We start from the raw sequence: 21,856 nt of genomic DNA on the forward strand, positions 1-21,856 counted from the left end.
GGTCATTGCGCGGCCTCCGGCGGAATGACACCCTTGGTGAACAGGAAGCAGCCGTAGAACCGGCGCTCACCAGTGGCGATCACGCAATAGGCGCGCTTCGCCTGCTCATAGAAGGCATGACGCTCGACGCCGACCAGGGGCCAGGATCTGGCCTCCGCGCGATCGACCACGGCCTGCACCTCCTGCTGCACAGGGGGCACTTCCGTTGGCGCACCGACGATCTCCATGCGGATCGCGGCATCGTCGACGAAGGTGTCGAGCGGCATCACCGAAAGCACAGCCTGGATAGCGCGCGCAGCACTGACATTGTCGATACGCAACAGCTCGCCAAACACAGTCTGCCGCGCGATCGAATCGGCCGGGAAGTTGGTGTCGCAGATGACCAGACGGTCGCCGTGGCCCATCGCGCGCAGCGCGTAGAGGACATCGGCGTTGAGCAGCGGATCGATGGTCTTCAGCATATTCCCTCCCTTCTGTTGTTTTGTCATTGCGGGGACCTCAGCGGTCCCGATCATGATCCGAGGACAAGAAATCGGATCATGATCTCATCGATTTTTGGAGCATGATCTTTCGGAACACCGGCTCCCGCTGGTTCGGATCATGCTCAGGTCCGTTCTGTCACGTCACTAATCGCCATAAGGAATCCAGATATTCTTCACCTGCACCGCGTGGCGCAGCAAAATGAGACCTTCGGATGCCGCGGCGTCGTACCAGTCCGTGAGCAGCCCGTGATCGACCAGCGTTCGCTTGAGATTGCCGACGGACAACCGCTCTGCGTCGGTTGCGGCCTGCTTGGAGCCGAACACCCAGAGCGCGTCGACATCGTCATGCTCAGCCAGCACCTTGACCAGGGCGTCGCGTCGGCCAGTGACGATATTGATCACGCCGGCCGGAACGTCGGAGGTCTCCAGCACCTGATAGAAATCGGTCGCGACCAGCGGATGCCGTTCGCTCGGGACCACGACCACCCGATTGCCCATCGCGATCAACGGCGCGACCAGGCTGATGAGGGCAAGCAGCGGCGCCTCGTCTGGACAGGCGACGCCGACTACCCCGATCGCCTCGTGCATGGCGAGCGCGACGCCGCGCAACGGCGGCGTGTGCACCGCACCTTCATACTTGTCGGCCCAGGCGCCGTAGCTGAACAAGCGCGCGATTCCAGCATCAACTTCCGCTTTCGCCTTGACAGCCGTAACTCCCGTCATCGCGGCGATACGCGCGGCAAGTTCGTCGCCGCGGGCGGACATGTTTTCGGCCAGGTAATACAGGATCTGCGCACGGTTGTGCGCCGTCGCCCGGCTCCACGCTTCGGCAGCGCGCGCTGCCGCCACCGCGTTGCGGATGTCCTTGCGATTGCCGTCGCCAACCTCGCCGAGAAGTCTTCCCTTAGGCGACAGCACCGCGCGCGAGTAATTGCCGTCAGGCCTGACCTGCTTGCCGCCGATGAACAGCTTTGGCGTCCGATCGATCGGCGGTAGCGCAAAACCTGCGCGCTCTTCAGCTACGCTGGGCGCGGGCTGCGCTATGCGTGCCTTTCGTCCGCTCCAAGCCACTGGCTTGAGATACTCGTAGATGCCCTCGCGGCCGCCTTCACGGCCAAAGCCGGATTCGCGATAACCGCCGAAGCCGACACCAGCGTCGAACAGATTGGTGGCGTTGATCCAGACCACGCCCGCCAACAGCTTTGGCGCGATATCGAGCGCCCGCCCGATGGTCTCGCTCCAGATACTGGCGGCGAGACCATAGCGCGTGTTGTTGGCGAGCAGCACGGCCTCGTCCGGCGTGCGGAACGTCATCGCCACCGCCACCGGACCGAATATCTCCTCGATAGCCACGGTCGACGACGGCTGCACGTTCCACAGCAAGGTTGGCGGATAAAAGCAGCCATGCGGCGGCAACGCGCCCGGCGACTGATATTTCTGCGCACCTTCGGTCACACCGGTCTCGACCAGGGACCTGATGCGCTCGAGCTGCACGGGATCGACTATCGCCCCCATATCGATCGCCTTATCGAGCGGCGGGCCGACACGGAGCGTCTCCATCCGCCGCACGAGCCGCTCCCGGAAGGTCTCCGCGATACCTTCCTGCAGCAGCAGCCGCGAGCCGGCGCAGCACACCTGCCCCTGATTGAAGAAAATGGCGTCGACCACTCCTTCCACGGCGGCATCGAGGTCGGCGTCGTCGAACACAATGAAGGGCGACTTGCCGCCGAGCTCCAACGTCAGCGACTTGGCCGTGCCGGCGGTGGCCTGGCGAATCAGCCGGCCGACTTCGGTCGAACCGGTGAAGGCGATCTTGTCGACGCCTTGCTGAGCGACCAACGCAGCCCCGGTGGTGCCGTCGCCGGTAACGACGTTGAGCACACCCATGGGCAGGCCCGCCTGCGCGGCGAGTTCGGCAAACAGCAGCGCAGTGAGCGAGGTGAACTCGGCGGGCTTCAGCACCACGGTGTTGCCCATCGCCAGCGCCGGCGCGATCTTCCAGGCCAGCATCAGCAGCGGGAAATTCCACGGGATGATCTGCCCGATCACGCCGAGCGGCGCGTAGGCGCCGAATTCGCGCTCCTGGAGCTGAGCCCAGCCGGCATGATGCAGGAAGTGCCGTGCCGCGAGCGGAACGTCGATATCGCGCGTCTCGCGGAGTGGCTTGCCGTTATCGATCGCCTCCAGGACTGCAAACAACCTGCCATGACGCTGCAACATTCTCGCGAGCGCGTAGAGATGCCTGGCACGGCCGTGGCCGCCGAGCTTCTGCCATGCCTGCTGCGCCTTGCGCGCCGCGGCGACGGCCGCGCCGACGTCGGCAGCAGACCCTTGCGCGAGCTTCGCCAACGCCTTGCCGGCGGCAGGCTCCGACGTCGTGAAGTACTTGCCGTCGGAAGGAACTGCAAAAGCGCCATCGATGAAATGCCCGAAGCGGGCCTCGTGCCTGGCGAGCCACGCTCGCGCCTCGGCATCTGCCTCGGGCGCCGGACCGTAGTCCATCGTGTCGTAGTAGTGTGCGACGGTCACGGCCGGGTCCTCATGCCAAGGGATGACGGTTGAAGGCCGAGTAACGACCGGTGACGTGATGTTCGAGCTGACGCTCGATATCGGCGAGCAAGCTGGACGCACCGATGCGGAACAACGAAGGCTCGAGCCAGTCACGCCCGAGCTCTTCCTTCATCAGGATCTGGTAGTTGAGCACATCCTTGGCGGTCGAGATGCCGCCGGCGGGCTTGAAACCGATCTTGAACCCGGTGCGATCGTGATAGCTCCGGATCATCCGCAGCATCACCAGCGACACTGGCAGCGTCGCATTGACGCTCTCCTTGCCGGTCGACGTCTTGATGAAGTCGGCGCCTGCCATCATGCAGACCATGGAAGCCTTGGCGACGTTGCGCAAAGTCTTCAAGTCGCCGGTAGCGAGAATCGTCTTGAGATGCGCCCGCCCGCAAGCGGCACGGAAGTCTCTGACCTCCTGATATAGCGCGCGCCAGTCGCCCGTCAGCACGTGCTCCCTGGTGATGACGATGTCGATCTCTTCGGCCCCGTCGTTCACCGAGGCCTCGATTTCCCTGAGCTTGACGTCGTGCGGCACGAGGCCCGCGGGGAAGCCGGTGGAGACAGCAGCGACCGGAATGCCGGAGCCGTCGAGAGACTCGACCGCAGTCGCCACGAAACGATGGTAGACGCAGACTGCCCCCGTCTGCAGCTTGCGGCCGGCGAAACCGAGCGCATCGAGAAGATCGGCCCGCACCGGCGCCCTGGCCTTTGCGCAAAGCCGCTTGACCCGCCCGGCCGTGTCGTCACCATTAAGCGTGGTCAGATCGATGCAGGCGATCGCCTTCAGCAGCCACGCCGCCTGCGCCTCGTTCTTCACCGTGCGCCGGCCCGGCAGGCTCGCGATGCGCCGCTCTGCCGCCGACAGATTCACCCTGATTTCGTCGATCCAGTCTAGCTCGAGGGCTCGGCCTGCATTGCGAGCGAGGGCGGCGGCCTGGACCGAGACCGGCCGCTCGTGTCCGCACAACGGCATGCGGGATGCCTCCGGTATCGAAGCGCTCTGCGACATCAAACGCAGCCTCCTGCTACCCGGCCGCGCGGCGCACTGAATGTTTGGATCGAAACATCGGCTTCCTCCCTGAAGAAGCCCGACTGCGAGCCCTGCATTCGCAGGCTCTGCCGCCGCCTCCCCATGCTGCCGGTCTCTGCGTCCGGCGGATTTGTTAGATTCGTAACGTCTTCTTGTTGGATTTTTCACATCATGTGAGACTATTGTCAACCAGCAAAGGCAGGGTTATCGAAAAGCATGGTCGACCTCCCCATCGGCGCGGCAGCTCAGCGCGACGCGCGCGCCCAGCGCCTGGAACGGCTCCGGCGCGCCATCGCCGAAAACGGCGCATTGCATCTGAAGGATGCGGCTCAACTCCTGAACGTCTCCGAGATGACGGTGCGCCGCGATCTCGCAGCATCCGATGCCGCGCTGGTCTGCCTTGGCGGCCATGTCGTGAATGCAGCCGCGCCGAGCGCGGCAAAGTACACGCTCGAGCAGGAGATCGATCAGCACACCCATGACAAGCGCCTCGCCTGTCGCGCGGCGGTGGCGTCATTGCAGGACGGCGACACCATCTTCATCGACTGCGGCACCACGATGCAGTCGCTCGCAGAGGTGCTGCCGGAGGGCATGTCGCTGTCGGTGATCTGCTATTCGATGAACGTGGCGGCGCTGGTGACGCGACGTCCCGCCACGCAGCTGATTTTGGTGGGCGGGCTCTATCATCCCTCATCGCAGTCCTTCTCATCGGAAGAAGGTCTGTCCTATTTGCGCAGGCTCGGCATCAACAAGGCCTTCATCTCGGCGGGCGGCGTACATGCGGCCCGGGGCGCGAGCTGCTCGAATTTTCATGAGACGGCGGTCAAACAGGCGGCGATGGCAACGGCGATCGAAAGCATTCTGGTTGCCGATGCGAGCAAGCTCGACAGCCTAAAGCCGGCCTTCTTCGCCGACCTCCATGCGTTCTCCAAAATCATCATTGGTGGCGCCGTATCGCGCGAACACCGCAAGCCATTCAAGCATCTCCCTGTCGAGTATGTAACCAGGACGGGCTGAAGCCGTCGTTTCGCCTGGCAAATTGCCGCGCCGCTGAGGTCATCGCATCTTCGGCAAAAATCACAGTCGTAGCTTGGCGTAGAAATCGCCACGATTGGTAGCGGGGGCGCTACATCGCGCCCCCAGGCTCTGTTTTCCTGCCGGCGAACCTTACTCGGAACGTCAGTCTCGATAGTTCGCCGAAGGCCGCCGCTCCTTCGCAATTCGTCGCCGGAAAATGGGTGGACGAGCAGGTTCAAACCTGGCTGGCTCCCGCTAGGGAAGCGGGGAAGCCAACAAAATCAGCGGGCTGACAAACCGTTTTGGGAAGGATGGCATCATTGTTTTGCGAGACGTTTCAAGAACGCTACCCAAAACCGCACGCCGTCCTCGTCGCGATTGGTTGTTACGGATGGTCACATCGTCACGGCAACAGATTTGAATTTCGAACACGTTGAATTCTGGTGCGACGATCGTGAAGGCGCGCATCGCGCCTCTCGCGCAGCGATCGATATCCGGTGAGGTCAGCCGGCTGACGTCATTTCCGGCAGACGCTCGCATAGTCGCATCCGATCGTCAGAAGTCTGCGACCTTCTTGGACTCATGCCGCGCGAAACGCGCGGGCTCGTGGGGCTCGGGATCGACGATCGGCGTGGCGCCGGTGACAAGATCGGCGATGAGATGGCTGGTGCCGGGGGCGATGCCGAAGCCATGGCCGCTACAATCAGGCCGGGCAGCGCGGCGAGCTCGCCGATGGCAGGCACTCCATCCGGCGTAGAATCGATATAGCTCGCCCAAGTCGCCGTGATCTGGCTCTGCTTCAACGCCGGGAGCAGCTCCACCGCGCGCCCATGGGTGAGGCGGATGGTCGCCTATTCCCGCCACGTTTTGTTCAGAGTCGTTTCACCGCCCTTGGCCTTGATCGGCATCGAAATCGCATTCCGTCCGCGGAAGCTCACTCGACGATTTCGTCAGCACGCAAAAGCAGCGAAGTTGGAATGGTAAGGCCGAGCGCTTTGGCCGTTTTAAGAACGACTACGAGTTGAAACCGCGACGGCCGCTCGACCGGCAAGTCTTCAGCCTTTGTCTCATCAAGAACCTTCCCGACCAGAACGCCTGCTTGATAAAGTAGATCGATAAGGTTCGTACCGGAGGCCATGAAGCCGCCGACCTTTGCAAACTCGGGAAACAGAGTTATCGCGCCCAGCTCAACCAGGACGGCAAGCATGAGGTTGGCAAGGTGGGGCCGACGGGTGATTGCTCTCCGTCCAGCCAATCCTGTTCCTCGGAGGGTGCGCGCGGCGGACTTTCGCACATGCGCCTTGAGCTTGGCGAAGGCATTTTCAATCGGATTGAAGTCGGGACGGTGGGGGACAGATAGAGGAGTTTGGCGCCATCATCAGTTCGACCCAGGCGAGACCGTCGAGGCGCTCAGCATCCGCGCCACGGGCAATCGTGGACGACTTCTGACGGGGCGCGAACCGCATCGCGATGTCGTCACCGGAATTCGGGCGTACGGTTCTCCGTTGCGGCCCGCACGGCTTCGATCTGGTTGGAGCTGCCGAGAAGCCGCTGCTGCTCTAACGACTCCACCATCAGCACCCGCCCGGCGTCTACAGGAGCGGCGGCGTTGAGCAGGCGTTTGCCTGCACGAACGGCCTCCGGGTTGTGGGCAGCGATCCGCCGCGCAAGCTCGCGAGCTTCCTTCAAGGGGTCATCGCTTACTCGTGTCGCAAGACCGAGAGCGAGTGCCTCAACACCTGAAACCACCCGGCCGCCAAAGACCAACTCGCGAACCACATCCGCACGCGCGAGCTCCGTCAAAATCACGCACCCCGCCATGTCGGGCACCAATCCCCACTTGGTCTCAGCCACGGAGAGCTTCGCCTCGGGATGCAAGTAGCGAATGTCAGCGCCCAGCGCGATCTGCAGGCCGCCGCCGAATGCGACACCGTGCACCGCGGCAATCACCGGCACAGGCAGCTCCCGCCAGCCCCACGACACTTGCTGCCAGAGATTGGCGAGGCCATGCGTGCGTTCGGCGAGATCGCCCATCGCGGCCGCGCCCTGGGCGACAATCCGATCGAACAGGCTCTTGTCCAGCCCCGCGCAGAAGGCGCGCCCCTCGCCGTGCAGGACGACGGCGCGCACCGACCGGTCTGCATGCAGGCGGTCGACTGCGGAGGCAAGCGCCTCAAACATCGCGTCGTCCAGCGCATTCATCTTGTCGGCCCGAACCATGGCGACATCCGCAACGCCGTCGTCATCCACACTGATGCTGACTCGCTGATCGCTCAATTTGGTTTCCTTCATGAAGATGGGCCTTTTCGCAATGCAGGAGAAATGGAGGATCGCAGGCTAAAATCTGACGCGCGGTCGCCACCCCCACACTGAGCCAACAAGCCAAACGAATGGGATGTCCGGCGCACAAGGACTTTTTACCATTGCCCTAATCACCAGACGATGCCGCCCCCAATTTGGAAGCCGGCGATCCGATCTTGCTCCGACCAGTGGACAGTTCCGCCGCCTCCGCCCGCAGGCGGGCCTTGAACGCCGAGACGAAGATCCTGACAAGGATCGCGGCAACCATTTCGTTCAACCGCGAACCCACTCTGGCCAAATGACCGCTGATCTCGGCCTGGAGCACATAGCGCACGCGGGTCTGTCTGCCCTCTTCGGTCAGCGAAATCTTGCCCGAGCCCTTGGTGCCGCGCCTGCCCTTGAACGACAGCACATAACTGGTCGGCACATGAACGTCACTCACTTGAATCGTGCCCTCCAGGCCGAGGCTGAGCGGCCCGACGCCCATCGCCAGCTCGATCTCCAGCACGTGCGCCCGCACCTGGTCCAGTCTCTTGCATCCTGGAATGCAGCGCCTGAGCACTTCAACATTGTTGAGCGCATTGAAAGTCACGAACAACGGCGCGTCGATCAATCTTTCTCCGACGAGCTCGATCGGCGTCGCCCTCCTGACAAGGCGCCGCCTTGCCGGCGCCTCGGCCATGCGCTGAACGTTGGCATCGTGCACCAAGGTCTGAGTCAGGGGTGGCCGCAAAAAGGCATGGACTGGCGGCGAGACCAGCGCGGCGTTCTTCGACGCGGCATTGCTCTGGCTCTGGTGAGAAGGCACGAACGCCCAGGACTGGCGGAGGACGGAATTTTCGTTCGCCGCTTCATTGCCCGATGCCGCCTTCAATCGCGCTTCAAACGCCGAAAAGAAATCCTCGGTGATTTTCCCTACCGCGGCATCGATCAGGCGCGATCCGACTTGCGCCAGGCGACCACCCACCTGGGCTCGGGCCGAGTAACGCAGAAGCGTCTGATAGCCCTGTTCCGTGAGCGAGACCTCCGCCGATCCCTTGCCGAAACCCGCGATCCCGCCCTGCCCTTCGAAAGTCACCTCATAACTGTTCGGCGGTTGTATATTGCTCAATCTCGCCATGCCCTTGAAGCGCGCGCTGATAGGTCCCACCCGGGCAGCCAGCACGGCCACAAACGTATCCGCCTCCACGGCTTCCAGCGACTCGCACCCCGCAATGCACGCCTTGAGCGCCTCGGGGTCGTTGAGCGCCTCCCAGGTGGCGCCAATCGGCGTGGGGATCAGTCTTTCTCCAATGATCTGACCGACACAGATCTTTGCTGGAAACATTCGCTGAGCGGAGCGGATCCCGCTGTCGTCCCTCTTTCCCGGCGGAGTCCGCGGGACCTTGCTGAACCGCAAGGGGTAGTGCCACGGTTTTATGATACCGTTCTCAGGCCGATCGCGCGGAGAATGCCAACCTTATTCTCCGCAAGATTTGCGGAGAATACTCTTGCGGATGCGGGGATAGACCTCCATATTCTCCGCAAGGAATGCGGAGAATGACAGTCTATATCCATCAGCTGCCTGAATGGCCTCGGTTTTCCTGGGATGCCACTGCCTTGGCCAAGCAGCTTGCAGCTGTCCGGCTGCGGCAGGGGCAACTCATCGGCCGCATGCAGGCCCTTGGTTTCCCCCAGCAGGAGGAAGCCGCCCTCACCACCCTCACCGAGGAGGTTCTCAAGTCCAGCGAGATCGAGGGAGAGAAGCTCGACAACGACATGGTGCGCTCGTCACTCGCCCGTCGGCTCGGCATGGACGCGGGCGCCTTGCCGTCCGCTGATCGCAACGTCGAAGGCGTCGTCGAGATGACGCTCGACGCCACCCAGAAATTCAAAACCGAACTCACGGCAGAGAGGCTGTTCGGCTGGCATGCGTCTCTGTGTCCAACTGGCCGCAGCAATATGAAGAAGATCGCCGTGGGAGCCTGGCGCGACGCCTCGGCGGGAGCGATGCAGGTGGTCTCCGGCGACTACGGACGCGAGCATGTCCATTACGAGGCACCACCCGCCGCAAAGCTCAACGCCGAAATGGCTGGGCTTCTTGACTGGTATAACGCCGAAGAGAAGATCGATCCGATCATCAAGGCAGCGATCGCCCATCTCTGGTTCGTGACGATCCATCCTTTCGAGGACGGCAACGGCCGTATCGCCCGCGCCATCGCGGACATGTCGCTTGCCCGCTCGGAAGGGATTCCGCAGCGCTTCTACAGCATGTCGGCGCAGATCCGGGCGGAACGCAAGACCTACTATGACATGCTGGAGAGCACGCAAAAGGGCAGCCTCGACATCACGCCTTGGCTCGAGTGGTTCCTGGGCTGTCTCGACCGCGCATTCACTGGAGCCGAAACCATTCTCGCAGCCGTGCTCGAAAAGGCGGATTTCTGGAAACGGCACGCCACAATCCAGATCAACGATCGGCAGCGGGATATGCTCAACCGCTTGCTGGACGGTCTCGATGGTAAGCTCACATCGAGCAAATGGGCGAAAATCGAGAAATGCTCGCCTGACACGGCGTTGCGCGACATTCAGGGCCTTGTTGATCAGGACGTCCTCGTCAAGGATCCAGGTGGTGGTCGGAGCACGAGCTACTCCCTCGTCTCCTCCTGAGGCCAATCGCAAAGGGACGCGGGATCGGACGCAAGCTCGGGCGTGGCATCAGAGCGGAGGCTCCACCTCAAGCCGGCGGAGATAGGATCCAAAACGCGCGCGCGGGTTATACGATCTTCGCAAGAGAATGGCATAACCAGCAATAATCGCAGCACCTTGTGCGACATTCGGAAGGATTTGCGCGAACGGCTTCAGGGGAAACTGAACCCGCTCTCGCAACACCCAGCGTCCTTCAGCGTCCGATCCCGCGTTTGATCCCGACGGACCAGGATATCCCCTCCCCGCCCACGCGGCCGGTGACCAATTGGCCGCGCGCACGCTCCAGCACCGGCCGCCACGGCACCAGCGCGAAGTCGTGGGAGCGCTCGATCAAAGCAAACCGGCCACTGTTGAGTGTCAGCATTCGCCTGCAGACGCCGCTGATGCTGTCGCCGGTTCCAACCTCCAGACGTTCAAGCCCGGTTTGGACAGTTATGTCAGCTGCTGCCCGACGAAGCTCGATCGTCTCCAGCGTCCGTAGCAGATCGCGCGCGTAACGCATTTGGCCCTCGTGCTCACGGGCCAGACCCTGCTCGATCAACCATTGCCGTTTGGCCCGCAGCGCGGTCTCGACGTCTGCGCCCATTCCGGCAGGGCCGAGCGCCTCCGGCGTCCTGGCGCTAGGCCGATCCCGACCACTTCTGGGTCGCCCGTCCGAGCACTTTCCACGGGTCGCCGCGCATCCCGTCCGTGGCCATGTAGTGCTCGCCGTAGCGCGATATCCACGGCTTGTATCCATCATCGCGGCGGTGACACTCCACGATCCACGGTTCGCCATCGCGAAGACCTGCCGTGGCGTTGAATCCGTTGCCACCGGCATAGATGTATCGGCCGCCGCCGGCGATATAGTCCTCGGTCGCGTCCAGCATACGCTCGGTGTAGTATTCGGGCCGAGCACCGCTGATAACGCAGGCGTACGGCGACAATGCCGCCGGTCCATCGCGATGCAGGTCTTCGTCGGTCAGAACCTCGTATTCGAAGTCGCTCTGATCGAGCCACGCGATGACGGAGAGATCCGCAGCCAATCCCATTGGCACGTCGAGGCTCGGCATCCTGTATTTCGGCCGCATGTTCATGATTGGACGGTGATAGGAGCTGTAGCAAACTCCACTGCCGTCGGCGTGCGTATCGTAGGTCGACAGACCGAAATCGAATCGCCTGTACATCTCTATATCGATCTCGGACAGCACGGCGGGCTGACCGGTCAATGCCTCGCGTTCGGGATGGTCGAAGCTCAAGCGCTCGTTCGCAAAGGCAAGATAGGTCAACGTTGGAAATAGGAATGCAATACGCGCCCGCGGCTTTTCCGGTCGCACGAAAAAAACAACGTGCTCCTCGCTGAGGCTCTCACCGCTACCGGAACGCAGCCGTATGGCATAGCAGCCACTTTTGAGCTCGCGCGGCAGCGTAACGACCTTGGTCGCCTTCCAATTGCAGTCCGTCAGCGCGTCGGCGTGACGCCGATCAGCAACTTCCGGAAAAAAGTATAAGGATTCCAACCCTAAACGTGGGGGTGGTGCGCTCGGAGGGACTCGAACCCCCACGGTGTTACCCACTGCCACCTCAAGGCAGCGCGTCTACCAATTCCGCCACGAGCGCGAAGGGAAGGCCGAAACCGGCCCCAGGAACCAGCCTCAGGGCCGGTCCGGATCAGTGGCGCCGATGTAACAAATCGGTGCAGGGGCCACAAGGCCTGCTTCTCCCCAATTGGGAGGTTTGTGGAGGTTTTCCTCGCCTACGCGCCGCCGGGGGATTTCGGCAGCATCTGCTTGACCTCGACCGCGATGCGGTTGCGGTCGACCAGGACCACGCCGCTGGCGATCGGCAGATTGTTGGCCAGCACCTTGACCTCGTCGGCTTCGGTCGCGTCCAATTCGATGATGGCACCGCGCGACAGGCGCAGAACCTGGTGGATGGGCATGCTGGAGGTCCCGAGAACGACCATGAGGTCGACGGTCACTTTATCGAGGGTTGACACTGCAAGACCACCGAAGTCACGACTGGATTTCCTGCCCGAGAGAACACCATGTTACGGTTAGCCAATGGTTAACAGCCGCGAAAACCTCGACCTGACGACCTTTGCCGCCCGCTCTGCGGACGCGGTCGAATGGCGCATCTCGGACGCGCCTGTGGACTATGCCGAGGCCGCCGCCTTCATGGAGGCGCGCGTGGCTGCGATCGCGGCCCACCAGGCGCCGGAGATGGTCTGGCTGCTGGAGCACCCGCCGGTTTACACCTCCGGCACCTCGGGCAAGGCCGAGCACCTGCTCGATTCGCGCTTCCCGCTGATTTCGACCGGCCGCGGCGGCCAGGTCACCTATCACGGTCCCGGCCAGCGTGTGGCCTATGTAATGCTCGACCTGAAGCGGCGACGGCCCGATGTCCGCGCCTATGTGGCGGCGCTCGAAGAACTGATCATCCGCACGCTCGCCGCGTTCAACGTGCGCGGCGAGCGGCGCGAGGACCGTGTCGGCGTCTGGGTGAAGCGCCCGGACAAGGGCGACGGTTACGAGGACAAGATCGCCGCGATCGGCGTGCGGCTGAAGCGCTGGGTCTCGTTCCACGGCATCGCCATCAATGTCGATCCCGATCTGTCGCATTTCAAAGCGATCGTGCCGTGCGGCGTGGTCGATCCGCGCTATGGCGTCACCAGCCTCGTCGATCTCGGTCATCCCGTTGCGATGGCCGACGTCGATATCGCGCTTCGGCAAGCGTTCGACGAGGTGTTCGGTGCGGCCGCCGCCACACTGCCGGAAACGGCGTGAGCCTCACTGCGCTGCGGTCGTTCCAAGGCCGGGAGACGCGCGTTGCCTGGAACCTGCGCCCGCCAAGACCGGCGGAATTGACGCGATCCCCTCGTCATGTAGCATGATCAGATCGCGCGTCCGCTGCGCGAGCGATGCGAATTCCTCGCGAATCATGTGCGTGAAGATACTGCGTGACGATGAGCGAAGCCCATCCTGATCCCCTGCACCATTTCTCGCTGGTCAGGACCTCTGACCCCGAGGAACTGCGGCAACTCGGGACGCGCTGGTTGGGCGCCGATCGCCTGGATTTGCGCAACATCGGCGGCCTTCAGGCCCGGCTCAACGCCGTCGAGCTGGAGACGATCGCACTCGGCTTCGGGGCCACGAGCTGCGATCTGGTCGCCGACACCTTCGCCGCCGATTTCGTGCGCCTGCAGATCGCGCTCAAGGGGCGCGGGCTCGCCTGCGTCGGTCGCCAGGTCACCGATATCAATGAGCGGCAGCACGCAGTCACCTCGGCCGGTGTATCCTGGCAGATGGTTTGCCAGGGCGGCCACGAGCGCCTCACCCTGCGCATCAAGCAGGAGCCACTGCTGCGGCGCCTCGCTGCGCTGGTCGACGTCAAGCCGAGAGCCGACTACGAATTCGAGGGCGCTATCGCTGCCGACGATCCGCAGGCGCGCGGCCTGGTCCGACTGCTCAAGTTCCTGGCGTGGCAGCTCGACGAGAATCCGTCCGGCTTCGCGCCTGCAGTCTATCGCGAACTCGAAGACGCCGTGCAGATCGCCTTCCTGTCCACGAGCCGTCATAAGTTCAGGGACTTGATTGCCGCGCCCGGCCAGATGCCGGACTTCGGCCTGGTCAAGCGGCTGGAGGACTTCATCGAGGCGAATTGGCGCGAGGCCATGACGATCGAGCGGCTGGTCGCGGAATCCGGCGTCAGCGCACGCTCGCTGTTTCGGGCGTTCGAGCGCGTGCGCGGCTATTCGCCGATCGCCTACGCCAAATCGGTCCGCCTGCGCCGCGCCCGCGAGATGCTGCTCACTGGCGATCCCGCCATCACGGTGGCATCGGCCGCCGCGGCCTGCAACTTCGTCAATCCCGGGCACTTCGCTCGCTACTATCGCGAGACCTATGGCGAACTGCCGTCGGCGACGCTAGCCAGATCCCCGCGCTGAAGCATCGCGGCATTGCTTGGCGGCGCGCCGGCGCCTGGGGGGGACAACACATACGGCTATGGCGGCGCTCAGATCACATTTCGGCGGCCGGCTGAGCAATCAAACCGTCGGCAACACCGAGAATTCTTCCCCTGCCCGGCGCAGCTGGAGCTGATCCGCATGTGCCGGCATGTCGTGCACCGAATCGACCCGGCAGGCCGGTGGACCCTTGCGGCACAATTCGACCAGTTCGGCCATATCGGCCGCCGGCCCGGCGAACACCGCCTCGACGCTGCCGTCTTGGCGATTGCGCACCCAGCCGTCGAGGCCTGACAGCGTCGCCTGGTCCTCGACCCAGGCCCGATAGCCGACGCCCTGGACGCGGCCGCGGATCATGACATGCACGATGGTATGGTGGCTCGTCATGGCTTCAACTTGAGGAAATCACGGCTGCGCGCCTTCACGTCGGCCTCGCGCGTCACGCGCGCGGTCAGTTCTCCTGAAGCCAATCCCTTCAGCTGCTTCGGCGATGTGCCGTCGCGCAGCGCCCTCAACGTCTCATGCACAGCCTGGGTTGCTGCAGCAATCGGGGCATGGCCCTGCAGCGCGATTCGCACGCGGCGAGACGTGAGGTAATCGAGATCTGACATCTCCTCCGGCGCGCCACCGAGCACGATCGGCAAGCTCGTCGCCTCGGAGATCGCATCGAGCTCGGCGCGCGACTTGATGCCGGTGAAGAACAGGCCGTCCACGCCGCAGGCCTCATAGGCCCGCGCCCGTGCGACCGCATCCTCAAGCGAGATGATCGACACGGCTCCCGTGCGCCCGAGGATCACCAGCGAGGGATCGCCGCGGCCGTCGAGGGCCGCCTTCATCTTGCCAATACCCTCGTCGAGCGAAATCAGCTGCGTCTTGGTCTCCCCGAAGGCCTGCGGCAACAGCGTGTCCTCGATCGTCAGCCCGGCCGCGCCCGCCGCCTCCAGTTCCTGCACGGTGCGGCGGACATTCAGCGCATTGCCATAGCCATGATCGGCATCGACCAGCACAGGCAAGGACGCCGCGCGCGACATCCGCCGCATCTGCTCGGCAAGCTCGGTGAGCGTGATCAGCGTGATGTCGGGGTCGCCGAGCACCGCGAGCGAGGCCACCGAGCCGCCGAACATGCCGAGCTCGAAGCCGATATCCTCGGCGATGCGGATCGAGATCGCGTCATAGACGGAGCCGGGACGGATGCAGCGAGCACCCGTCAGGATCGATCGAAGTTTGTCGCGACGTGCACGGAAGGTCATTGCACCTCTCGTCCCGTCATTGCGAGGAGCGAAGCGACGAAGCGATCCAAGAATAACGCGTCAGGTTCTGGATTGCTTCGCTCCGCTCGCAATGACGGATGTTGTTTCTCAATATCATTCCGGGGCGATGCAGCAGCATCGAACTATGGTGCGCGATTGGGCACCTGAGAATCTCGAGATTCCGGGCCCGGTCCTTTGGACCGTCCCGGAATGACGAAGCCCAGACTTACGCAAACTCCAGGATCAGCGCATCCACGGCCAGGGTCGCGCCGGCCGACGCGTGGATCTTCTTCACGGTGCCGTCGCGCTCGGCGCGCAGCACGTTCTGCATCTTCATCGCCTCGATCACGGCGAGCGTTTCGCCGGCCTTGATCTCCTGCCCCTCGGTCACCGCAATCGAAACCACCAGGCCCGGCATCGGGCACAGCACCTTCTTGCCGCTGTCGCCGGCGGTGACGACCGGCATCAGCCGGGCCGAACCCGCTTCCGCTTCGGTGTAGACATAGACCGCAGCCTCGACGCCCTGATGAGCGAGGCGCACGCCATTGGGTATCGGGCGCGCCTGGACGGCGACCGTCTGCCCGTCGATGGTCCCGTGCCAGACCGGGTCGCCGGGCTTCCAGCTCGAGTTGAGACGATGCGCCGGCCCCGCGCTGTCATCGGCGCCGACGAAGCGTACGACAATGCTGCCGCCGTCGCGGACGATGTCGAGCAGGATCTCCTCGCGGTCGAGCCAGACCGCACGACGCCCTTCCCGCTTCACCGGACGGCCGATCATCTGCCCTGAGATCTGCCGCTTGCGTTCGCCGAGCACGTGATCGATCGCCGCGCCCACGGCGGCCAGCCGACGCGCAATCTCGCCGGATGGCGCATGCGCGGCAAAGCCCTTCGGAAACTCCTCGGCGATGAAACCGGTCGACAGCCGCCCCTCTCGCCAGCGCGGATGGTTCATCAGCGCGGACAGGAACGGGATGTTGTGCCGGATGCCGTCGACATAGAACGCATCGAGCGCAGTCGACTGCGCCTCGATTGCGGCTGCACGCGATTCCGCATGCGTGACCAGCTTGGCGATCATCGGATCGTAGTAGATCGATATCTCGCCACCTTCCTGCACGCCGGTGTCGTTGCGCACGGTGATGCCGTGGCTCTTGCTCTCCGCCGGCGGACGGTACTTTACCAGGCGCCCGATCGAGGGCAGGAAATTGCGGAACGGGTCCTCGGCATAGACGCGCGATTCCACCGCCCAGCCGGTCAGGCTCACATCCTTCTGCGCGATGGCCAGTTTCTCGCCGGCGGCAACCCGGATCATCTGTTCGACCAGATCGATGCCGGTGACGAGCTCGGTCACGGGATGCTCGACCTGCAGGCGCGTGTTCATCTCCAGGAAGTAGAAGCTCTTGTCTTGCCCCGCGACGAACTCGACGGTGCCGGCGGAGTCGTAGTTCACGGCCTTCGCAAGCGCGACCGCCTGCTCGCCCATGCTGCGGCGCGTCTCCTCGTCGAGCAGCGGCGACGGCGCCTCCTCGATGACCTTCTGGTTGCGGCGCTGGATCGAGCATTCGCGCTCGCCGAGATAGATCACATTGCCATGCTTGTCGCCGAGCACCTGGATCTCGATGTGCCGGGGATCGATGATGAATTTTTCGATGAAGACACGGTCATCGCCGAACGAGGATTTCGCTTCCGCCTTGGCGAGGGTGAACCCTTCGGCGACCTCGGCTTTCGAATGCGCGATGCGCATGCCCTTGCCGCCGCCGCCGGCGGAGGCCTTGATCATCACGGGATAGCCGATCTCGTCGGCAATCCGCACCGCGTGCCGTTCGTCCTCGATCACGCCAAGGAAGCCCGGCACGGTCGAGACCTTGGCCTTGGCCGCCGCCTTCTTGGATTCGATCTTGTCGCCCATCGCGGCGATCGCCTTCGGGTTCGGCCCGATGAAGACGATGCCGGCCTCGGCAAGCGCGCGCGGAAAAGCCTCGCGCTCGGAGAGGAACCCGTAGCCCGGGTGCACGGCTTCCGCGCCGGTCCTGCGGCAGGCCTCGACGATGCGGTCGATCAACAGATAGCTCTCGGCCGCAGCCGGCGGGCCGATCAGCACGGCATCATCGGCCATCTCGACATGGAGAGCATCGCGATCGGCTTCCGAATAGACTGCAACGGTCTTGATGCCCATGTGGCGGGCGGTCTTGATGACCCGGCAAGCAATCTCGCCGCGGTTTGCGATCAGAATGGTCTTGAACATGTTTTTGCTTGGTACCTTTGGGCGGGCTCCCCGTCCGCGGCGATGGCGTGGGCCACGGATCTTCTCGGTTCGTCTATAGCAAAATCGGCTGCGCGCAACACATGCCGCACGGCAGGGCTGCGCCGCAGCCGCCGGCCCCGATCCCGTCATCCGGAATAGCTGTGGAAACGTCCGCGCGCATAGGCGTTGGACACGGCCTTCATCAGTTCGGCCACTTCGGTCTCGAGATAATCGTTCGCAATAATCAGCGCGCGAATGGTGCCGCGCAGGTCGCCGCCGCAGGCGGCGATGGCCTGATCGACCGCAACCTCCAGTTCGCTATCCTCGGATGTTGGCTTGTGATCAGGCGACATGGCGAACCCTCGTCTCCGCTCGTGCCCGATTGTTCACTTTATGTTCTTTCGAGTCAAGGTGGGATCACCCCATCCGGACTGCTTCCTTGGTCTTTTCCCTCGTTCTGTCGCCGAGCTTTTCCTCGATCCTTCCCTTCCCCGCGTCTTGCACCAATTCGTGGACGAAGCCGAGCTTGCCGATCACTGGGGGTGTCAGGATGAAGGGATAGAGGTCGCGCGCGCCCATCGCCCGGGCAACGCTGTTCATCGCAAAGGTGAACGGCAGCCAGGCCGTCACGATCACCTCAAAGTCCCTGATCGCATACGGATCGAAGGTGACGCGCGCCGTCAGCCCGCCGATCCGGTCGGCCGGCGGGTTCACCTCCATGCCGAATTCGGACGCCATTTCGAGCGTATCGACGATGTGCAGATAGTGCGCCCAGGTCTCGGCAAAGTCCTCCCATGGGTGCATGGTTGCATAGGCCGAGACGAAATTCTGCTGCCAGTCGGCGGGCGGGCCCTGGTCATAGTGGCGCTGTAGCGCCGCGCCGTAATCCTGGCTGTCATCGCCGAACACGGCCCGGCAGGCATCCAGTTGGCCGGCATCGCGCACCAGCACGTCCCAGAAATAATGCCCGACCTCGTGGCGGAAATGGCCGAGCAAGGTGCGATAGGGCTCGCCCATTTCGAGCCTGCGCCGCTCACGCTCGGTGTCGTCGGCCTCCGCGAGCGCGATGGTGATGAGACCGTTGTCGTGCCCGGTCAGGACGCGCTGATGACTGTCCGGACCGTCCGCCAGGAAATTGAAAATTAGGCCGTGCTGCGGATCTTCCAGGCGCGTTTTCAGTGGCAGCTTCCAACGGATCAGCGAATAGAACAGCCGGTGCTTGGCCACCTCCAGCTCGCGCCAGCCGGCGAGCTGGGCGGGGTCGGAGAGGTTCGGGATGGTACCATTGTGGCGGCAGGCGCGACAAAAGCCTCCAGCCTCGCCCGGCTCGAGCAGCCAGTTGCAGGCGTCATGCTCCGCGTTCGCGCAGAAGAAGCGGCCTTCCTTGTTGTCGGCCAAGGTGCGAAAGCCAAAGCCATCGGTTGCAGGCTCGATCGCCGACAGGACCTGCCGCTCCGGCATGAAGGCGAGCTGATGGCCGCACCGCGCGCAAACGCGATTCTCGAAATAGAGGACGTTCTGACAGGCCTGGCAAACGAACAGCTTCACGACGAGCTCCCAGCGCGTTGCAGTTGTTCAGCGCCTGACGACGCCCGACCCTATCAGTCGTTCCGGGGGTGCCGGAACTTTTTCTGCGTCCTCACGTTCCCATCACGCGCGGGTGTTCGCTGAGCCTTCTCGTCTGCAGATCGATTGACGTTCCTCCATCGTGGCGTATGTCTCGCAATTGCCGATCGGTGCTTGTCGCAAGCCGGACCGGCAATTGCGAGACGCCACATTAGCGCTGCACGGGAGGTGCATTGCCCAAGGTGTCATTGCTCAAGGTGATTGCCGGCTCCAATAACAATAACGAAGGTACCTATGACTTCCCCGGACGCTCCGCACGACGTCCTGCCCGATTCCGACGGCGTTGCCGCGGCCGAACTGCGCCAGCACCTTGAAGAAGTCGCGCGCGACCGAGATCAAGCCTATCGCGCCGTGCAGGAGCGCGAGGCGGAGCTTGCGCGCATTCAGCGCATCGGCCGGGTCGGCGGGTTCGAGGTGGACCTGCGCGATGGCTTGCGCAACCGTCGCTCGCCGGAATATCTGATCCTGCACGGCCTGCCGCCCGAGGCCGCCAACGAAACGCATCAAGCCTGGGTCCAGCGGGTTCATCCCGAAGACCGCACGCGGGCAGAGCAGCACTTCATCGATGCGATCAAGGGCACGGCTGAGGATTACACTGCAGAATATCGCATCATCCGCCCCACTGACGGCGAGGTCAGGTGGATCCGTGTGATCGCGGAGATCGAACGCGACCGGAACGGCCGCGCACTGCGGCTGGTGGGCGCGCATATCGACATCACCGATCAGATGCTGGCCCAGGCCAAGCTGCGCGAGAGCGAGCAGCGTTTCCGCCTTATCGCCGACTCCGCGCCGGTGCCGATCTGGGTGACGAAGCTCGATCGCACCCGCTCGTTCGTGAACCAGGCCTATGTCGACTTCCTCGGCCAACCTTACGAGGATGCACTGGTCTTTGACTGGCGCAAGGTGCTGCATCCCGACGATCTGCCGCGCATTCTCAATGAGCAGTTCACGGGCGAGTCATCGTTGAAACCGTTCGTGCTGGAGGCGCGTTATCGCCGCACCGACGGCGAATGGCGCTGGTTGCGCTCGGAATCGCAGCCGCGCTGGGACCCCACCGGCAAGCACATCGGCTTCATCGGCGTAGCCCATGACATCACCGCGGCCAAGCAGGGCGAGATCGAGCTCCGCCGCATCAATGAGACCCTGGAGCAGAGGATCAAGGAGCGCACCGCCCAGCTCGAAGCGAACGAGGCGCAGATGCGCGCCATTTTCGAGACCAGCAACCAGTATCAGGCCATTCTCGACATCGACGGCGATGTTCTGCACGTCAACAAGACGGCACTGGCCGCGATTGGCGCGGAGGCTGACGACATCCTCGGCCATCCGTTCTGGGACACACCTTGGTTCTCGGCCAGCGAAGGCATGGCCGAGATCGTACGCAAGGCTTTTGCGGCCGCGCTGAATGGCGAGACGGTCCGCACCGACATGCGGCTGCTGCTGCCGATCGGCGAGCGCCACTTCGAATTCTCGATGCGTCCATTGTCCGACCAGCACGGCGTGATCACGGGCGCGGTGGCCGAAGTGGTCGACATCACCGAGCGCATTCAAGGCGAGGAAGTGCTGCGTCAGTCGCAGAAAATGGAGGCGATCGGACAACTGACCGGGGGGGTCGCGCACGATTTCAACAATCTGCTCACCATCATCCGCTCGGCCACCGACTTCCTGCGCCGGCGAGATCTGGCCGAGGAACGCCGCCGCCGCTATGTCGATGCGATTTCAGAGACGGTCGAACGCGCCTCCAAGCTGACCGCGCAGCTGCTGGCCTTTGCGCGACGCCAACCGCTGACGCCGCAGGTGTTCAATGTCGGCGATCAGGTCGAGAACATCGCTCAACTGATCCGTCCGCTGGTCGGCACCCGCATTCAGATCGACGTCGGGGTGCCCGATCGCAACCTGTTCACCCTGGCGGATGTCGCGCAGTTCCAAACTGCGCTGATCAACCTTGCGGTCAATGCGCGCGACGCGATGGATGGCGAAGGCGAGCTCAAGATCGCGGTGCGGCGCGCGGATGCGATCCCGGCCCTGCGCGGCCAGCCGGCGCGGGCCGGCGCCTTCATCGCGATCTCGGTGATGGACACCGGCTCCGGAATCCCGCCGGAGCACATCACTGCGATCTTCGAGCCGTTCTTCACGACCAAGGAGGTCGGCAAAGGCACCGGCCTCGGCCTGAGCCAGGCGTTCGGCTTCGCCAAGCAGTCCGAAGGCGATATTGCGGTGACGAGCCGGTTCGGCCACGGCGCCACCTTCACGATCTACCTGCCGCAGGCCGACGCGCCGCATGCCGACGCTGAGGTGAACGCGATCCGTCACGAACCCGCCACGATCGGCCGCGGCTACCGCGTGCTCGTGGTCGAGGATAATGACGAGGTCGGCCGCTTCTCGACGGAACTGCTCGAAGATCTCGGCTATGTCGTGCGTCGCGTGGCCAATGCCAAGGATGCGCTCGCGATCCTCGCGAAAAACGAGTTCGAGGTCGACCTCGTCTTCTCCGATGTGATCATGCCCGGCATGAACGGCCTCGAGCTCGCCGGCATCATCCGCGAGCGCTATCCCGGCCTTCCGGTGGTCCTGACGTCCGGCTATAGTCATGTGCTCGCGGAGAATGCGCATCACGGCTTCGAGCTGATCAAGAAGCCGTATTCGGTGGAATCGCTGTCACGCATCCTGCGCAAGGCGATGGCGGAGAAGACCACGGCGTCGCGCTAACGCGCCCGGCCG

The 21,856-nt window shown here is 63.5% G+C and carries 20 protein-coding genes, 1 tRNA gene and 2 pseudogenes; 5 read left to right on the forward strand and 18 right to left on the reverse strand.

The genetic code is table 11. The features are described 5' to 3' along the window. Nucleotides 1–2: 2 nt before the first annotated feature. From QXZ85_RS22010 to deoC, 3 genes are all read right to left on the reverse strand, one after another. A complete protein-coding gene (locus tag QXZ85_RS22010) occupies nt 3–461 on the reverse strand; it encodes an RbsD/FucU family protein (RefSeq protein ID WP_315705842.1) in 459 nt (152 codons plus the stop codon). Nucleotides 462–626: 165 nt separating this feature from the next. Continuing rightward, the gene (locus QXZ85_RS22015) at nt 627–3,011 is read right to left on the reverse strand and encodes an aldehyde dehydrogenase family protein (protein WP_316174926.1); all 2,385 of its coding nucleotides are present in this window, start codon (nt 3,009–3,011) and stop codon (nt 627–629) included. 10 nt (nt 3,012–3,021) lie between these two features. Beyond that, nucleotides 3,022–4,017, reverse strand: coding sequence for a deoxyribose-phosphate aldolase (gene deoC, locus QXZ85_RS22020; protein WP_316174948.1), 996 nt, complete (start codon nt 4,015–4,017; stop codon nt 3,022–3,024). A 273-nt stretch (nt 4,018–4,290) separates the two neighbouring features. On the opposite strand from deoC, the gene QXZ85_RS22025 reads away from it, so the two are divergent. Beyond that, on the forward strand, nt 4,291–5,091 hold the full coding sequence (locus tag QXZ85_RS22025; protein ID WP_315705839.1) for a DeoR/GlpR family DNA-binding transcription regulator: 801 nt from the start codon (nt 4,291–4,293) through the stop codon (nt 5,089–5,091). A gap of 255 nt (nt 5,092–5,346) precedes the next feature. Here the strand turns inward: QXZ85_RS22025 and QXZ85_RS22030 are convergent, their stop codons facing one another. From QXZ85_RS22030 to QXZ85_RS22055, 6 genes and pseudogenes are all read right to left on the reverse strand, one after another. Then, nucleotides 5,347–5,631: a hypothetical protein gene (locus QXZ85_RS22030; RefSeq protein ID WP_315729530.1), complete on the reverse strand. Its 285-nt coding sequence runs from the start codon at nt 5,629–5,631 to the stop codon at nt 5,347–5,349. Between the two features lie 15 nt (nt 5,632–5,646). After that, a pseudogene (locus QXZ85_RS22035) lies at nt 5,647–5,942 on the reverse strand (NAD(P)/FAD-dependent oxidoreductase); the annotation flags it as partial. An 83-nt stretch (nt 5,943–6,025) separates the two neighbouring features. After that, entirely contained in the window at nt 6,026–6,298 is a 273-nt protein-coding gene (locus tag QXZ85_RS22040; protein WP_315705837.1) for an ABC transporter substrate binding protein, read from the reverse strand. A 60-nt stretch (nt 6,299–6,358) separates the two neighbouring features. Next, nucleotides 6,359–6,465 (reverse strand): annotated as a pseudogene (locus QXZ85_RS22045) (IS630 family transposase); the annotation flags it as partial. A 102-nt stretch (nt 6,466–6,567) separates the two neighbouring features. After that, on the reverse strand, nt 6,568–7,383 hold the full coding sequence (locus tag QXZ85_RS22050; protein ID WP_315705836.1) for a crotonase/enoyl-CoA hydratase family protein: 816 nt from the start codon (nt 7,381–7,383) through the stop codon (nt 6,568–6,570). A gap of 136 nt (nt 7,384–7,519) precedes the next feature. Next, a complete protein-coding gene (locus QXZ85_RS22055; RefSeq protein ID WP_315766710.1) occupies nt 7,520–8,719 on the reverse strand; it encodes a CoxG family protein in 1,200 nt (399 codons plus the stop codon). Nucleotides 8,720–8,931: 212 nt separating this feature from the next. Here QXZ85_RS22055 and QXZ85_RS22060 point away from each other — a divergent pair, with 212 nt between their 5' ends. Further along, entirely contained in the window at nt 8,932–10,038 is a 1,107-nt protein-coding gene (locus QXZ85_RS22060; protein WP_315766709.1) for a Fic family protein, read from the forward strand. A gap of 232 nt (nt 10,039–10,270) precedes the next feature. On the opposite strand, the gene QXZ85_RS22065 is transcribed toward QXZ85_RS22060, so the two are convergent. The 4 genes from QXZ85_RS22065 to QXZ85_RS22080 all read right to left on the reverse strand — a co-directional run bounded on the left by QXZ85_RS22065 (nt 10,271) and on the right by QXZ85_RS22080 (nt 12,055). Beyond that, nucleotides 10,271–10,816 carry a DUF3363 domain-containing protein gene (locus tag QXZ85_RS22065; protein ID WP_316174946.1) on the reverse strand — a complete coding sequence of 182 codons (546 nt, stop codon included), beginning with the start codon at nt 10,814–10,816 and terminating at the stop codon, nt 10,271–10,273. Beyond that, nucleotides 10,698–11,633 (reverse strand): N,N-dimethylformamidase beta subunit family domain-containing protein, encoded by a 936-nt coding sequence (locus QXZ85_RS22070; RefSeq protein ID WP_316174925.1) that lies wholly within the window; start codon nt 11,631–11,633, stop codon nt 10,698–10,700. The genes QXZ85_RS22065 and QXZ85_RS22070 overlap by 119 nt, the downstream gene beginning before the upstream one ends. Beyond that, a tRNA-Leu gene (locus QXZ85_RS22075) sits at nt 11,592–11,676 on the reverse strand. The genes QXZ85_RS22070 and QXZ85_RS22075 overlap by 42 nt, the downstream gene beginning before the upstream one ends. 136 nt (nt 11,677–11,812) lie before the next feature. Beyond that, on the reverse strand, nt 11,813–12,055 hold the full coding sequence (locus QXZ85_RS22080) for a FliM/FliN family flagellar motor switch protein (RefSeq protein WP_315705759.1): 243 nt from the start codon (nt 12,053–12,055) through the stop codon (nt 11,813–11,815). A gap of 64 nt (nt 12,056–12,119) precedes the next feature. On the opposite strand from QXZ85_RS22080, the gene lipB reads away from it, so the two are divergent. Together lipB and QXZ85_RS22090 are read left to right on the forward strand one after the other, a co-directional pair. Next, nucleotides 12,120–12,842, forward strand: a complete 723-nt coding sequence (gene lipB, locus QXZ85_RS22085) for a lipoyl(octanoyl) transferase LipB (RefSeq protein WP_315705758.1) — start codon at nt 12,120–12,122, stop codon at nt 12,840–12,842. Between the two features lie 179 nt (nt 12,843–13,021). Continuing rightward, on the forward strand, nt 13,022–14,002 hold the full coding sequence (locus tag QXZ85_RS22090) for an AraC family transcriptional regulator (protein WP_315705950.1): 981 nt from the start codon (nt 13,022–13,024) through the stop codon (nt 14,000–14,002). A 99-nt stretch (nt 14,003–14,101) separates the two neighbouring features. Here the strand turns inward: QXZ85_RS22090 and QXZ85_RS22095 are convergent, their stop codons facing one another. From QXZ85_RS22095 to QXZ85_RS22115, 5 genes are all read right to left on the reverse strand, one after another. After that, the gene (locus QXZ85_RS22095; RefSeq protein ID WP_316174924.1) at nt 14,102–14,407 is read right to left on the reverse strand and encodes an acylphosphatase; all 306 of its coding nucleotides are present in this window, start codon (nt 14,405–14,407) and stop codon (nt 14,102–14,104) included. Further along, a complete protein-coding gene (locus QXZ85_RS22100; RefSeq protein WP_315762326.1) occupies nt 14,404–15,270 on the reverse strand; it encodes an isocitrate lyase/PEP mutase family protein in 867 nt (288 codons plus the stop codon). The genes QXZ85_RS22095 and QXZ85_RS22100 overlap by 4 nt, the downstream gene beginning before the upstream one ends. 226 nt (nt 15,271–15,496) lie before the next feature. Further along, on the reverse strand, nt 15,497–17,512 hold the full coding sequence (locus tag QXZ85_RS22105; protein WP_315762324.1) for an acetyl/propionyl/methylcrotonyl-CoA carboxylase subunit alpha: 2,016 nt from the start codon (nt 17,510–17,512) through the stop codon (nt 15,497–15,499). A 146-nt stretch (nt 17,513–17,658) separates the two neighbouring features. Then, the gene (locus tag QXZ85_RS22110; RefSeq protein WP_315705754.1) at nt 17,659–17,865 is read right to left on the reverse strand and encodes a hypothetical protein; all 207 of its coding nucleotides are present in this window, start codon (nt 17,863–17,865) and stop codon (nt 17,659–17,661) included. A gap of 64 nt (nt 17,866–17,929) precedes the next feature. After that, entirely contained in the window at nt 17,930–19,060 is a 1,131-nt protein-coding gene (locus QXZ85_RS22115) for a putative zinc-binding peptidase (RefSeq protein ID WP_315705753.1), read from the reverse strand. A 312-nt stretch (nt 19,061–19,372) separates the two neighbouring features. Here QXZ85_RS22115 and QXZ85_RS22120 point away from each other — a divergent pair, with 312 nt between their 5' ends. Continuing rightward, nucleotides 19,373–21,844: a PAS domain S-box protein gene (locus QXZ85_RS22120; RefSeq protein ID WP_315705752.1), complete on the forward strand. Its 2,472-nt coding sequence runs from the start codon at nt 19,373–19,375 to the stop codon at nt 21,842–21,844. Nucleotides 21,845–21,856 lie beyond the last annotated feature (12 nt).

The organism is Bradyrhizobium sp. SZCCHNGR1005, assembly GCF_032489995.1.
In the GTDB taxonomy this organism is placed as follows: domain Bacteria; phylum Pseudomonadota; class Alphaproteobacteria; order Rhizobiales; family Xanthobacteraceae; genus Bradyrhizobium.